General features: G+C 32.1%; 12 protein-coding genes, 2 tRNA genes and 1 other annotated feature. All 14 genes read left to right on the top strand.

Translation table 11 applies throughout. The features are described from left to right. Positions 1–451 precede the first annotated feature (451 nt). The 14 genes from AB8S09_RS13100 (at position 452) to AB8S09_RS13035 (ending at position 14,493) form a co-directional block, all read left to right on the top strand. Positions 452–1,597, top strand: coding sequence for an amidohydrolase (locus tag AB8S09_RS13100; RefSeq protein ID WP_369869286.1), 1,146 nt, complete (start codon positions 452–454; stop codon positions 1,595–1,597). Positions 1,598–1,626: 29 nt separating this feature from the next. After that, complete coding sequence (locus tag AB8S09_RS13095) at positions 1,627–2,655, top strand: methionine ABC transporter ATP-binding protein (RefSeq protein WP_294185331.1); 1,029 nt, start codon at positions 1,627–1,629, stop codon at positions 2,653–2,655. After that, positions 2,656–3,309, top strand: coding sequence for a methionine ABC transporter permease (locus tag AB8S09_RS13090; RefSeq protein WP_294185333.1), 654 nt, complete (start codon positions 2,656–2,658; stop codon positions 3,307–3,309). A 19-nt stretch (positions 3,310–3,328) separates the two neighbouring features. Beyond that, complete coding sequence (locus tag AB8S09_RS13085; protein ID WP_294185335.1) at positions 3,329–4,171, top strand: MetQ/NlpA family ABC transporter substrate-binding protein; 843 nt, start codon at positions 3,329–3,331, stop codon at positions 4,169–4,171. A 188-nt stretch (positions 4,172–4,359) separates the two neighbouring features. After that, positions 4,360–4,436: transfer RNA gene (locus AB8S09_RS13080), tRNA-Ile, on the top strand. A gap of 3 nt (positions 4,437–4,439) precedes the next feature. Beyond that, a tRNA-Ala gene (locus tag AB8S09_RS13075) sits at positions 4,440–4,515 on the top strand. 74 nt (positions 4,516–4,589) lie between these two features. Further along, on the top strand, positions 4,590–5,093 hold the full coding sequence (locus AB8S09_RS13070; RefSeq protein WP_294185208.1) for an HD domain-containing protein: 504 nt from the start codon (positions 4,590–4,592) through the stop codon (positions 5,091–5,093). 95 nt (positions 5,094–5,188) lie between these two features. Next, positions 5,189–5,704 (top strand): transcription repressor NadR, encoded by a 516-nt coding sequence (locus AB8S09_RS13065; RefSeq protein ID WP_294185206.1) that lies wholly within the window; start codon positions 5,189–5,191, stop codon positions 5,702–5,704. Positions 5,705–5,763: 59 nt separating this feature from the next. Further along, positions 5,764–8,490 carry a UPF0182 family protein gene (locus AB8S09_RS13060; RefSeq protein WP_294185204.1) on the top strand — a complete coding sequence of 909 codons (2,727 nt, stop codon included), beginning with the start codon at positions 5,764–5,766 and terminating at the stop codon, positions 8,488–8,490. 36 nt (positions 8,491–8,526) lie between these two features. Further along, positions 8,527–9,918, top strand: coding sequence for an NAD(P)/FAD-dependent oxidoreductase (locus AB8S09_RS13055; RefSeq protein WP_294185203.1), 1,392 nt, complete (start codon positions 8,527–8,529; stop codon positions 9,916–9,918). A gap of 18 nt (positions 9,919–9,936) precedes the next feature. Further along, positions 9,937–10,302, top strand: coding sequence for a DUF1667 domain-containing protein (locus AB8S09_RS13050; protein ID WP_294185202.1), 366 nt, complete (start codon positions 9,937–9,939; stop codon positions 10,300–10,302). A gap of 66 nt (positions 10,303–10,368) precedes the next feature. Continuing rightward, positions 10,369–10,568, top strand: a binding site (T-box leader). Positions 10,569–10,628: 60 nt separating this feature from the next. After that, positions 10,629–11,909 carry a serine--tRNA ligase gene (gene serS / locus AB8S09_RS13045; protein WP_369869285.1) on the top strand — a complete coding sequence of 427 codons (1,281 nt, stop codon included), beginning with the start codon at positions 10,629–10,631 and terminating at the stop codon, positions 11,907–11,909. 170 nt (positions 11,910–12,079) lie between these two features. Beyond that, positions 12,080–13,243, top strand: a complete 1,164-nt coding sequence (locus AB8S09_RS13040; protein ID WP_294185199.1) for a MalY/PatB family protein — start codon at positions 12,080–12,082, stop codon at positions 13,241–13,243. 119 nt (positions 13,244–13,362) lie between these two features. Further along, the gene (locus AB8S09_RS13035) at positions 13,363–14,493 is read left to right on the top strand and encodes an ISAs1 family transposase (protein ID WP_369869284.1); all 1,131 of its coding nucleotides are present in this window, start codon (positions 13,363–13,365) and stop codon (positions 14,491–14,493) included. Positions 14,494–14,599 lie beyond the last annotated feature (106 nt).

The raw sequence follows: 14,599 nt of genomic DNA, 5'->3' as shown, positions 1-14,599 counted from the left end.
GTGGAAAAAGGGAAACGTATTTACTGTGCAATTTTGAGAGGACAGAATGAAAAGGTAATTTACTTATTTTTTAAGAGTAGGTGTTACCTTTTTAAGGTTTAAATTGACACTTTAATTGTAATAGAACATAATATGTAATTATGATGATTATATAGCTATGAAGAGAAAAGTAAGTTAACTTATATTATTAAAGAGAGTCCTGGATGGTGTGAATGGATAATAAGAAGTTTTCTGAAAATGCACTTGGAGTTTAAGAATTGATATTGTAGGTTTTTACGTTACCATACGTTATAATGGAGAGTATAACTGACTTACTTGTCAAAGTCAAAGTACTTGATAAGATATAAATTGTGAGATTTATATGAATTTGGGTGGATACCACGGAAGCTTTCGTCCCTACTGAGGGAGGAAGCTTTTTTTTTATTATAAAAAATAAAGGAGTGTTGCCATTGTGTCGGAGAAGCAGTTTGAACAAAGATTAAAACAAATATTTGAATATTTTCATCAAAGGCCAGAGTTATCTTATGAAGAATATAATACTACCAGTAAATTGGCTGAACTTCTTAGAAATATTGGTGTAGATATACTTGATTTACCGCTTAAAACAGGAGTTGTGGGTGAAATTAAAGGTGAAAAGGGGAAGCCCATAATTGCTATAAGGTCAGATATAGATGCTTTGCCAATTGATGAAGAAACAAATTTAATTTATAAATCTAAGAATCCAGGTAGAATGCATGCCTGCGGGCATGATTTTCATATGACTAGTATACTTGGAGCTGCATACTTGCTTAAAAAAGATCAAAGTAAGCTTAATGGGACTGTCAGAATTTTATTTCAACCTGCAGAAGAATCCAGTCATGGGGCGGAAGAAATTCTTAAAACGGATGCACTTGATGGTGTTGAAGCTGTATTTGGATTACACAGTGCACCTGATCTGGATGTAGGTGTACTTGGAACTAATGTAGGTCCTTTAACTGCTGCTGTAGATAGATTTGAAATTGAAGTCATAGGGAGGGGTACACATGCTGCTCATCCTGAAATTGGTATAGATCCTATAATTATTGTTTCTAATATAATCACTGCACTACAGACGATTATAAGTAGAAATTTATGTCCTTCCAACTCTGCAGTTTTGAGTGTTACTCATGTAGAAAGTGGACATACTTGGAATGTTATACCTGAGAGAGCGTATATAGAGGGTACAGTAAGGACTCTTGATGAGCAGGATAGAATTTTGGTGCCTAAAAAAATGAGGAAAATTTCGCAGGAAATTGCGGCTTCCTATGGGGGAAAGATTAATTTTATATGGCATGAAGGACCTCCGGCAACTAATAATGACAAGAAATTAACTGAAATGGCAATTAAAATGGCTCAAAATATAGGATATAAAGTTAGAATTATTCAACCCAAGCTTGGTGGAGAAGATTTTGCATATTATCAGGAAAAGTTGCCGGGTGCTTTTGTTAATATAGGTGTTGGAAAAGGAGAATCTCTCCATAGCCCTAAATTTAAGATTGATGAATCTGCCCTTTTAAAGAGTTCTCTGTATTTCAAAAATTTAGCAGAAAAAGCTTTAATTACAATAGATAAGAATTAAAGATCCTATTATTGGAGGAGGTTCCTTAAATGATTGTTTTGAAAGATGTGTACAAAACATTTGAACAAAATGGAGAAAGAATTGAAGCCTTAAAGGGAGTAAATATAAAAGTTGATAAAGGTGATATATATGGAGTCATAGGATTTAGCGGAGCAGGAAAGAGTACACTTTTAAGAACAGTTAATTTTCTTGAAAAACCTACATCAGGTACTGTAATAGTAAATGGGAAAAACATGAAAAAACTTAATAAGAAACAACTTATAGATACTAGAAAACAAATAGGAATGATATTTCAGCACTTTAATCTTTTAAATTCAAAAACTATATTTGATAATATAGCTATTCCTTTAGTATTGAATCATTTGCCAAAGGATGAAATATCAAAACGGGTATATGAACTCCTCAATTTTGTTAACTTAGAAAGCAAGGCTAAAAGTTATCCAGATGAATTGTCTGGAGGGCAAAAACAGAGAGTCAGTATAGCAAGATCTCTTGCTACAAATCCGAATATACTTTTGTGTGATGAAGCTACATCGGCTTTGGATCCTCAAACCACCGAATCAATACTTGAACTTCTTAAAAGGATTAATGAAGAATATGGAGTTACTATTTTACTGATAACTCATCAGATGAATGTAATAAGGAAAATTTGTAATAAAGTTGCTGTTATGGAAAAAGGAAGAATAATTGAAAAGGGTAAGGTTATAGATGTATTTGGAAACCCTAAAAATCAAGTTACAAAGAAATTTCTGGATAGCATTGTCAATGATCAAATACCTGATAGTATACTGAAACTTTTCAAAGATAATATCAAATATAAGGAAAATGCGAAGTTTTTAAGGCTCAAATTTATTGGAGATTCTGTTCTTGTACCTATGATATCCAGAATAACAAAGATGTTTGATGTGGAAGTTAGTGTTTTAAATGCAAGTGTAACAGAACTTCAGAATATACCAATTATAAATATGATAATAGAAATTAGATGTGAGAGTGATTTATTTGAAAAAATCAGTGATTATATCAGAGGACAAAATATTTTTGTTGAGGAGGTGGTATAGATGCAAACTATAAGCATGTCTCAAATTTATACTGCAATATTGCAGACCTTATATATGATTTTTATACCATTGCTCATAGGTTCTATTTTTGGAACAATTTTGGGAATATTGATGGTGGTTACTAGGCCGAAGGGAATATTAGAAAATAAATATGTATATGAAATTTTGAATCCCATTGTAAATATATTTCGTTCTATTCCCTTTATAATTTTAATGGTTGCCATTGTGCCTTTTACCAAACTTATAGTTGGCTCTTCCATAGGCACTGACGCTGCTCTGGTTCCGCTTACAGTTTTTATTATACCTTATATTTCTAGATTAGTTGAAAATTCACTTTTAGAAGTGAGCAGTGGAACTATAGAAGCAGCAGAGGCAATGGGTGCCACACCCTTTCAGATAATATGGCATTTTTTACTTCCAGAAGCAATGGGTTCACTTGTACTTTCTCTTACTACAGCTACTATAGGCCTTATAGGAGCTACTGCTATGGCGGGAACCATAGGTGGTGGAGGAATAGGTGATATAGCTATATCATATGGGTATGAAAGATTTGATACCAAGGTTATGATTATTACAGTAATTCTACTTATAATATTTGTTCAGGTTATACAGACTATAGGTAATATTCTTTCTAGGAAACTTAGAAGAGGCTAGTGTTAAAGGAGGAAAGGTTATGAAAAAGAAAATATTTAGAAACGTTATAACAATGGCAATTATGGTTGTATTTATGGCATTGGGATTGACAGCTTGTGGTTCTGCCAGTAAATCTTCTTCAAGTACAAAAAAGGAAATAAAATTGGGAGTTTCTCCGGGACCTTATAATGATTTATTCAATGCAGGTGTAAAGCCAATTCTTGAAAAAGAAGGCTATAAAGTAAAATTGGTGAATTTTTCGGATCTTCTTCAATCAGAAGTGGCATTAACAGAGGGAAGTTTGGATTTTAATGTAGCTCAGCACAATGCTTATGTGAAGGCATATAATAAGGAAAAGAAAGCAAACCTTGTATCTGTAGTTAAGATTCCAACAGTAAGGGCGGGAATCTTTTCCAATAAGTATAAGTCAATAAATGAAGTTAAACGGGGAGATACGGTATTTATTCCTAAAGATCCGTCAAATGCTGCAAGAGCTTATGCGCTGCTTGAAAAAGCTGGGTGGATTAAGATAAAAGAAGGAGTAACGAAAACTCTTGCAACTCAAAAGGATATAGTTCAGAATAAATATAATTTGAAAATAGTTGAAATGGATTCTTCGCAAATACCGCGTTCTCTTAATGATGCAGATTATGCCGTTCTACCGGGAGCTATTGTATATATGGCTAAAATAGATGCTAATAAATCTCTCTTATCGGAAACATTGGTAGATGATCTGTATATAACTGTTGCGGTAGATGGAAAAAATAAAAATGCAAAATGGGCTCAAGATATAGTAAAAGCATATAAATCACAGGAATTCAAAAACTATTTAAAAACTCATAACTCTAAAGGATATTGGGTTGTTCCAGATGATTTGAAATAAGGAGATTTTTATACTGAAATTATAAACATTACTGGTTATTCTGGGATTCAAGTATGATAAGTGTTTTTTTGGATAAAATCCACTTGAATCTCGGAATCACATTTTATCAAAAAGTATTGACAACCGGTAAAAATGTCAGTATAATAAGAACTTGTAATGCAGAACAGGTCGCTGCCGGATGAATATATGGATCTTTAGCTCAGTTGGTTAGAGCAACCGGCTCATAACCGGTAGGTCCGGGGTTCGAGTCCCTGAAGGTCCACCATGTGGGGGTATAGCTCAGCTGGGAGAGCATCTGCCTTGCACGCAGAGGGTCAAGAGTTCGAATCTCTTTATCTCCACCATTTTGTTTCAAGATGGAACTACATCTTTTAAAAGATGTAGTTTTTTTATTTTTTAATTAAGGGTGATGAAATAAATGACACTTTTTTACAGAGTAAAACAGTTTTATTGGGCACTTACTGCTGAACTCAATGACAGTGATAAAAATTTTATAAAAGTTAATTTGAATGAAAATGAATTTAGGTTATTCAATAAGTTATCTTTACAGGAAAGAAAACATTCTGTGAAAGTAGCTTATGATGTTCAGAAAATTTGCAATGATAAATTTAAAAATATAGATGTAAGTTTATTATTAAAGGCGGCACTTTTACATGATGTAGGCAAAGTATATACAAAATTAAATATACTGGATAAGTCCCTTCTGGTATTAGGAGATAAAATTTCTAAAGGCAGGTTGAAAAAATTTTGTAATATTAAAAAGATAAAGGTGTATTATTATCATCCAAAATTGGGTAAAGAATTGTTAGAAAACATAGAAAAAAATAACGAATTGCTTTACTTGGTAGAAAATCACCATAATAATAGAATAAAAGGTAATTTAAATCTTGATATACTTAGATATTGTGATAAAATTAATTGAAAATAATACAGTCTATAAAGTTATTCCAATTTTTATGATATAATGTTAATGTAAATTTAAATTATTGTCTTGAAATATACTAATGGGAGGTTAGTATGAATTCAATAGATAGAAGAATATGTATTATGAAAATCCTTAAAGAAAATAGCAAACCTCAAAAGGGTCATGTTTTAGCTGAAAAACTAGGTGTTACCAGACAGGTAATAGTTAAGGATATAGCAATTTTAAGAGCTAAAGGTAAGAGTATAGTAGCTACTCCAGATGGATACTTGATTCCAAAAATCGAAAGAGAAACGGTTAAAAAAGTAATTGCTGTTTCCCATAAGGCAAATGAAATGGAAGATGAGCTTAAAACCATAGTTAAATTTGGAGGAAGGATAAAAGATGTTATAGTAGAACATCCTGTATATGGTGAAATAAGGGGGATGTTGATGATAAAAAATTTATATGATGTAGATAATTTTTTGTATAAAATAAATAAATATAAGGCTGAACCTCTATTGATATTGACAGGAGGTGTGCATTTACACACTGTAATAGCAGATGATTATGATACATTAGAAAAAATAATAAATGAATTAAAAGAAAAGAAGTACATAATTTCTGACTGATATGTTTAATATTTTACTTGATTTATATTTTCTTTACAATTGTTTATAAAGAGGTGATTATGGTGAAAAAAAAGAAGATTGCACTGGGTACATTGATTTTTATTCTGGCTTTATGTATTATATTTTTAAATAGGATTGTAAATTTTGTAATAAATGTGGAATGGTTTAAAGAAGTGGGGTATTTATCTGTTTATTTTACGAAGATTATTGCCATGTGTAAGCTTATAGTACCTATATTTATAATAAGTTTTGCAGGTATATGGCTGTATTATAAAAGTCTTCGAATAAGTATAATAAAATATAGGAAGGTCGTTGAAGTAAACAGCAATAAAGATAAAACTGAAAGAAGAATAGTTTTAATTGTCGACTTGATTATTTCATTTATAATTTCATATATTTTTGCGGCGACCTATTGGTACAGGATTTTACAATTTACAAATGCTGTGCCCTTTAATGTGAAAGATCCACTTTTGCATTTGGATATTTCTTTTTATGTATTTAAGCTGCCGCTTATACGATCCGTTTATAATGCATTTTTGAGTTTATTGATATTTTTATGTTTGGTAACACTTTTAACTTATTTCTTATTAAATGTAAAAGATCGGTTTACTTCAAGAGGTCCCAGAAGAAAATTTGGCAATATGGATATTTTCAGTAGTGATATTACCAGATTTGCAGGAAAACAACTGGCAGTTTTAGCGGCCCTAATAATGATTTTTATATCAATGGGATACATGTTGAAATGTGTCGGACTTGTATATAGTGAAAATGGTGTGGCATTTGGAGCAAGCTATACTGATGTCCATGTAAGCTTATTATTTTATAAGATTATTGCAGTGGCTTCCATGGTTGCTGCTGTAGTTATATTTGTAAGTATAATTAAATCTAAATTTAAATTTATTGTGATTTCAATAGCTGCTATAGCAATTTTAGTTGTAGCTAAGAGTGTGTCATATTTTGTGGTGCAGAATTTTATTGTAAAGTCCAATCAAAAAACTCTGGAACAGCCATATATAAAGTATGATATAGATTATACCCGAAAAGCCTATAATATTGATAATATAAATACTACTCCATTCCAAGTAAAGAATGATTTAACTACACAAGATATCCAAAATAATATGGATACTATAAATAATATAAGAATAAATTCCTTTGATCCAACTCTTGAATTTTATAACCAGGTTCAGATTATAAGGTATTATTATATGTTTAATAATATTGATGTGGACAGATATTATATAAATGGTAAGTTCAATCAGATATTTATAGGGGCAAGGGAAATAAATACCAAGGCAATAGAACCCAACACATGGCAAAACAGACATCTTGTATATACACACGGTTATGGTGTTGTGATGAACAAAGTCAATTCTGTAACTTCAGAAGGACAGCCTGATTTTGTTGTAAAAGATATGCCTCCTCAAAATTCTACAAATATCAAACTGGCGGATCCAAGAATATATTTTGGAGAAAAAACTGACGATTATGCAGTTGTGAATACTAAGTTAGATGAGTTTGATTATCCAAAGGGAAGTGACAATGCAACTAATAATTATCACGGTACTGCAGGAATAAGATTGGGAATAATTAATAGAATTTTGTTCGCTATAAACCAAAAGGATATAAATTTTCTTTTGTCTAGGGATATAACCAAGGAAAGTAAAATATTGATAAATAGGAATATAAAGGATAGGGTTAATAAAATTGCACCTTTTTTGAAATATGAATCGGATCCATATATAATTATGAGCGGTGGTAAATTGTATTGGATATTGGATGGATATACATTTTCAAATGAATATCCTTTTTCGCAGCCCCAGGATGGACTCAACTATATAAGAAATTCTGTGAAAGTTGTCATGAACGCTGAAAATGGAAATGTGAAATTTTATATTATGGATAAGAATGATCCTATAATTAAAAGCTATGCAAAAATATTTCCCGGGTTATTTAAAGATGTGAATGAATTGCCGGCAGACATAGTGAGACACTTTAAATATCCGAAAGATATGTTTAATATTCAGTGCAGTATACTTGGAAAATATCATGTAACAAACCCGGGAGTGTTTTATAGTGGTGAAGATGTGTGGGAAGTAGCTAAAAATCAAAGAGAGGTTAGCGGAGAAAAAAATTCAATTGAATCACCCTATGTGGTCATGAAACCCACAGGTGCTTCCAAGGAAGAAATGATATTATTGCAATATTTCAATATGAGAAATAAAGATAATATGGTTGCCTTATTTGGTGCTAGAATGGACGGAAATAATTACGGGAAACTTATTCTCTATAAATTTCCACCTGAAAAAACTGTATATAGTCCTTATCTGTTTAAACAGAAATTGAATCAGGATACGACTATATCCCAGCAGCTGTCGCTTTGGAATAAAAATGGATCTACAGTCCAATTTGGGGATACCATGATAGTTCCTATAAAAAATTCACTGCTGTATGTAGAACCTATGTATTTAAGAGCTAATGGAAAGGACAGTATACCGGAAATGAAAAGGGTAATAGTATCCTATGGAGATAAAATACTGTTGGCTCAAGGTATAAATGATGCTTTAAGTCAAATGTTTAATTATGATCAGGGTTCTATTGATGAAAATCCTAATATTGATAATAATTCTAAAAATCAAATACCACCTTCTGGTGACAGCGATCAAATAAAGAAAGCAAAGGATCTATATGATGATGCTATAAATTCACAGAAAAATGGGGATTGGGCAAAATATGGAGAGGATATTAAAGAGCTTGGTAAGATAATAGATTCATTAAATAAATAAAATTATGTTTTAGTTACTTTGAAAGGAAGATTTAGTGTGGATTATGATGTGATTATATTAGGCGGCGGAATAGTTGGATGTGCGGTTTCCTATGAACTTTCTAAATATAATTTAAATATAGCGGTTATTGAAAGAGATTATGATATAGCTGATGATGTAGCACTTATAAATTCTTCTATAGTTTATGACGGATTAGAATGTGAAGATACGTTATTGGCAAGATTGGAACTTAGGGGAAATAAACTCATGCCTGGCTTGGCATCTAAATTTAATATTCCTTTTAAGAAGAAAGGCTACCTGCTTACTGCTGATGACAAGGAAGGCGAGGAAAAACTGACTGAGATATATTGCAGGGCTTTAAAGAGAGGTATGGAAAACATACATTTATTGAATCCTGAAGATATTTGTAAAGTGGAACCTGGATTAGATGGAAATATTAAGAAAGCTATTTACTCAAAAAATACTGGTATCATATCCCCTTATGATCTGGCAATTTCTTATGGTGAAATTGCATTTGACAATGGAGTTAATTTTAAACTTGGGGAAGAAGTTTTGGATATACAAAGTATACCCAAGGGGTTTAAAGTAGTGACTAGTAAAAATAAATTTACATGTAATATGGTGTTAAATACGACTCCAAAGGAAAATTATAGTGTAGATAGTGAAGACAGGGCAAGTAAGGATAGAAACCATTTAAGATATTTTCTTATAGATAAAGATTCCGAAAAAAGTTATAGAAACATAGTTTCCACAGTTGAAAGGGATTGTCGAAAGATATATATTATGCCTACCAGTCAGAATGAATTGCTAATGGGCATAAAAGACAATAAAGAGATGAGTTATGAAATCGCCCTGCAGGAAATTAAGGAATTTATGAAGAATGTATCCGAAGAAGATATTAAAGGATTCTACAAATCTTATTTTTATAATGATCCTTTAGTTATAGACGATAGTTTAATTGATAAGGGTTATATCAAGGTAATTGGCAAACATTATGGTCAAATTACAATGACTCCGGTGATTGCAAATATAGTATGTGAAACTATAGTCAGCAATTTAAACTGTGTTTTGAAGAAAGATTTTGTGGATAGGCGAAGGGAATTTTATAGATTTAGAGATTTGTCCAATGAAGATAGAAAAAAAGTTATAAAATTGAATAAAAGCTATGGCAAAGTAGTATGTTATTGTGAAAAAGTAACAGAAGGTGAGATAATAGATGCCATACGCAGACCCCTAGGTGCTCGTACTATAGAAGGTATAAAGAGAAGAACTGGTGCTGGATTTGGAGATTGCAGAGGCGCTCAGTGTCTTTGCAATATTGCATCCATTCTTTCCAGGGAAATAAATAAAGATATGATATATATAGTGAAGGATTCTAAAAATTCTAATATAGTGAAGGGTAGAATAAAAGAATTCAATGAAATGTAATTATGGGGGAATTACAAATTGATTAAGGAAGCTATTTGTAATAAATGTGATAAAAAATGTGTACTTAGTATTGATAAATATGGAGATGCTTTAGAAGTTGAGGGAAATCTGTGTGACAGAGGAATAAAATATGCAAAATTGGTAATAGATAATAAAAGTGACATATTCACTACTCTTGTAAGGATAAAGGGAGCTGATTGTAATGTGGTTCCTGTGAAGAGTTCTAAACCTATAGATAAAAGCCTATGGATAGAATGTTCTAAAGTTTTAAGTAGAATACATGTTGGAGCCCCTATAAAAATAGGAAACGTAGTATGCAGTAATATTTTAAATACTAGAGTGGATATAGTCTGCACTAAAAATGTTGATAAAAGTGATAAATAGATATGTTTTATGACTTTCAATATTAGAATTATTGACATTATAAGTCTATGTATATATAATTAAGTTAATTAGTTGATGAAAAGGCCAGTAACTTTATGATTATTTAAGAGAGTCAGTGTTTGGTGAAAACTGATATTGTTATATTGTGAATCCACCTTGGAAATACTGTTAAAAACAGTTCGGTGATACCGTTATAGTCTTAGAGAGAGTCAATTGTGTTTAATTGGCTAATTAGGGTGGCAACACGGAATCTTTTCGTCCCTTTGGGATAAAAAGGTTCTTTTTTTTATATAAAAATACATATATTACTTAGGAGGATTATAATTATGTTGGATTTAAAAAAAATAAGAAATAACCCGGAGAAAATAAAAAAACAACTTATAAATAGGGGAGAGGATTTTGATTTATCAGATATTGACAAAGTGGTATCTTTGGATGAAAAAAGAAGGCAGATTTTAGGCAAAGTAGAATCATTGAAAGGTAAAAGAAATCAGGATTCGTCAGAAATAGCCAAAATAAAGAGAAACGGCGGAAATGCTGATACTCTGGTGAGTGAAATGAAAGAAGTGTCAAATAAAATAAAGGATTACGATACTCAATTATCAGATATAAATGATAAATTAGAGTATTTAATGCTTAGGATACCTAATATACCAAACCCTGCAGTTCCGGAGGGAAAAACTGATCAAGATAATGTGGAAATTAGAAGGTGGTCGGAACCTACTAAGTTTGATTTTAAACCTAAAGCACATTGGGATATAGGTACGGATTTAAATATACTTGATTTTGAAAGGGGAGGTAAAGTATCAGGATCAAGGTTTACATTTTATAGAGGTTTAGGTGCAAAACTTGAGAGAGCTGTAATAACGTATTATTTGGATTTCCATACTGAAAAACATGGATATGAAGAATTGTTTCCTCCCTATATGGTAAACAGAAACAGTATGATAGGTACAGGTCAACTTCCGAAATTTGAAGAAGATGCTTTTAGGGTGGCGAATAATGATTTCTTCTTGATTCCAACTGCAGAAGTTCCAGTAACTAATTTTTATAAAAATGAAGTGCTAAAGGGTGAGGATTTACCTATAAAGCATGTTGCATATAGTGCATGCTTCAGAGCTGAAGCTGGTTCGGCAGGAAGAGATACTAGGGGAATTATAAGGCAGCATCAGTTTAATAAAGTGGAATTGGTTAAGTTTACAAAACCTGAGCAATCTTATGAAGAACTTGAGAAATTGACTAATGACGCGGAAGATGTACTCAAGGGTCTTAAACTTCCCTACAGGGTGGTTAGAATATGTAAGGGAGACTTGGGCTTTACGGCGGCACTTAAATATGATATAGAAGTTTGGATGCCAAGCTATAATAGATATGTAGAAATATCAAGCTGCAGTAATATGGAGGATTTTCAGGCGAGACGTGCTAATATAAAGTACAAGGATACTCCAAATGATAAGCCTAAGTATGTTCACACGTTGAATGGATCCGGAGTAGCAGTAGGAAGGACAATTGCAGCTATTTTGGAAAACTATCAGCAGGCAGACGGAAGTGTTGTAATTCCCGAATTGTTAAGACCATATATGGGTGGGAAAGAAATTATTAAGTAAAAATAATAATTGCTTAAAAAAGTAGTAACTTTTTATAAAGAGAAAAGTTACTACTTTTTTTATTTATTTCTAAAATATATTGATGGTGAAAATTATAGCTGTGTATGTTATAATAGCATTTGAATTCATTGGAAAAAATTATATAAAAATGTAAATGGGGGCGAATTGAAATGTTAAAGTATGTTGACAGAAGGAAAACTAATAGTTCCAAATGGGATGGATTGAAAACCGTATTTCAATCGGAGGATCTGCTTCCTTTATGGGTAGCGGATATGGATTTTAAAGTATGTGATTGTGTATTAAAAAAACTTGATGAATACTTAAAGTTTGGAGTTTTTGGTTATTACGTAGAACCCAAGCAATATAAAGAATCATTTATAAAATGGGAACAAGCTTATCATAATTATAAAGTTCATGAAGATTGGATTAGATACTCTCCTGGTGTGGTTCCTGCTATCAATTGGCTTATTCAGATATTGACGAAAAGGAATGATGCAGTTATTGTATTGACACCGGTTTATTATCCTTTTTTAGATGCAGTTGAGAATAATAAAAGAAAATTAATAGAAAGCGATTTAATTAATAGATCAGGAAGATATACTATTGATTTTAGGGATTTTGAGAATAAAATTATAAAAAATAGTGTGAAATTGTTTTTGCTTTGTTCACCTCATAATCCAGTAGGGAGAGTTTGGAAAAAAGATGAACTTGAAAAACTTATGAATATATGTAAAAAACATAATGTGAAAGTGATCTCCGATGAAATTCATCAGAATATCATAATAGGACAAAATTCTCATGTCCCCACTGCAAGCATTGGCAACTATGATTCTGTACTTGTTACTCTCACTGCTGCCACTAAAACCTTTAATCTTGCCTCTTGTAAAAATTCTTTTGTTATTATACCTGATCCCGGTATTCGCCAAAATTTTGACGATTTTGTAAAATGTATTGGAATTCCAAGTGGCAATGCTTTTGGATATATTGCAGTCCAAAGTGCCTATGAAAAAGGAAGATCCTGGCTAGAAGAAGTGCTGAAGCGGATCAGAGAAAATTACCTGTATGTAAAAGAAACTTTAGAAAAAGAATTGCCTCTTGTAGAAATATCGTCTTTGGAGGGAACTTATCTGGTATGGATTAATTTAGGAAAATATATAAAAGGGAAGGATATGGAAAGTTTTATAAAAGAAAAATGTAAACTGGCTTTTGATTTTGGGGAATGGTTTGGTGGAAAACGTTTTAATAATTATATAAGAATGAATATTGCCACTTCAAAGGAGAATTTAAATAAGGCCCTTGAAAGAATTGTATCACAAGTTAACAGCACAATTTGACAGGGCAAATGCATGAGTAAATAAATTGTAAAGATAGGCGGAATTATAAGTTTAAGACTTTCCTTAAGTTGATTATTATAGTATTATAATTCATATAAAATTATATGAGGTATGTTGCTATGGTAAAAAATAAAATGATAGATTATTTTGGAATTATAACAGACCAGAGACAGAAAGCAAAAATTAAGCACAAGCTGACAGATATATTATTCATATCTGTAGTTGGTACATTGGCAAACTGCAATAGCTGGGTTGCCATAGAAGATTTTGCAAATGACAGGGGCAGCTTTTTCAAGAAATATCTTTCTTTGCCCTATGGGATACCTTCCCATGATACCATACAGAGAGTTTTTGAGTGGATTGATCCAAAGGAATTTCGTAATACTTTCATGAAATGGATAGGTGAAATATCGGCAAGTCTAAAGGGATCCATCATAGCAATTGATGGTAAAACAGCACGTGGTGCACGGAATTCGGGTGAGGAAAAGTCACCAATCCATATAGTCAGTGCATGGGCAAGCAAGTATAGAATAGTCATAGGTCAGGTTAAAACTGACGAGAAGAGCAATGAAATAACAGCGATTCCAGAACTTTTAAAGCTGCTTGATATAAATGGGTGCATTGTAACTACTGATGCAATGGGATGTCAGAAAGAAATAGCAGAAACCATAGTAGATAAAAATTCAGACTACGTATTGGCAGTTAAAGGCAATCAAAAGCTGTTTTATGATGAAATAAAAGAATATTTTGATGATGCAGTTCAAACGGGATTTAAAGATATTTCATACAGCTGTACCAGATCCTTTGACAAAGGACACGGCAGGAGGGACACGAGAGAATATTACGTTACAGAAGATATAGACTGGCTTAGTACGAGAAAAGAGTGGAAAAATTTAAAAAGCATAGGTTTAGCTATAAGGAAAAGCGAGCAGAAGGGAAAAATAACAGTTGAGAAAAGATACTATATAAGTTCACTGCCGGCTAACGCTGTAAAGTTTTCAAATGCAGTGCGCAAGCACTGGGGTGTTGAAAGCATGCACTGGGTGCTTGATGTAGTTTTTGACGAGGATTCTAACAGGACCAGGAAGGAACATAGTCCTGAGAATCTAACATTACTTAGAAAATTTGCACTTAATATACTCAGGAATATAGAGACTGAGAAAACAATGAGTGGTCCGAGGAAAAGAGCCAAAGCAATGACAGATGAAGCTTTTCTGGATCGAGTTGTGAGGCACACATTTTTAGCTTAATAAAATTGAGTCTGTTTTTGATGTCACGGGATATATCCTGTAGTGAGGACTATCCGGTAACTTAAGAATATTTTTTCTTGAGTTATGCTAAAAATTGTGAAAACAT

The sequence above is a fragment of the Clostridium lapidicellarium genome (assembly GCF_041224415.1).
GTDB lineage: Bacteria > Bacillota > Clostridia > Clostridiales > Clostridiaceae > Clostridium_B > Clostridium_B lapidicellarium.
The sequence above is the reverse complement of the archived record's forward strand: the minus strand, read 5'-3'. Positions and strand labels throughout refer to the sequence as shown.

Excerpts from the sequence above, each read along its gene's own strand:
- AB8S09_RS13035 (WP_369869284.1), top strand. The coding sequence starts at position 13,363 with ATGGTAAAAAATAAAATGATAGATTATTTTGGAATTATAACAGACCAG.
- AB8S09_RS13095 (WP_294185331.1), top strand. The coding sequence starts at position 1,627 with ATGATTGTTTTGAAAGATGTGTACAAAACATTTGAACAAAATGGAGAA.
- serS (WP_369869285.1), top strand. The coding sequence starts at position 10,629 with ATGTTGGATTTAAAAAAAATAAGAAATAACCCGGAGAAAATAAAAAAA.
- AB8S09_RS13065 (WP_294185206.1), top strand. The coding sequence starts at position 5,189 with ATGAATTCAATAGATAGAAGAATATGTATTATGAAAATCCTTAAAGAA.
- AB8S09_RS13040 (WP_294185199.1), top strand. The coding sequence starts at position 12,080 with ATGTTAAAGTATGTTGACAGAAGGAAAACTAATAGTTCCAAATGGGAT.
- AB8S09_RS13090 (WP_294185333.1), top strand. The coding sequence starts at position 2,656 with ATGCAAACTATAAGCATGTCTCAAATTTATACTGCAATATTGCAGACC.
- AB8S09_RS13060 (WP_294185204.1), top strand. The coding sequence starts at position 5,764 with ATGGTGAAAAAAAAGAAGATTGCACTGGGTACATTGATTTTTATTCTG.
- AB8S09_RS13085 (WP_294185335.1), top strand. The coding sequence starts at position 3,329 with ATGAAAAAGAAAATATTTAGAAACGTTATAACAATGGCAATTATGGTT.
- AB8S09_RS13070 (WP_294185208.1), top strand. The coding sequence starts at position 4,590 with ATGACACTTTTTTACAGAGTAAAACAGTTTTATTGGGCACTTACTGCT.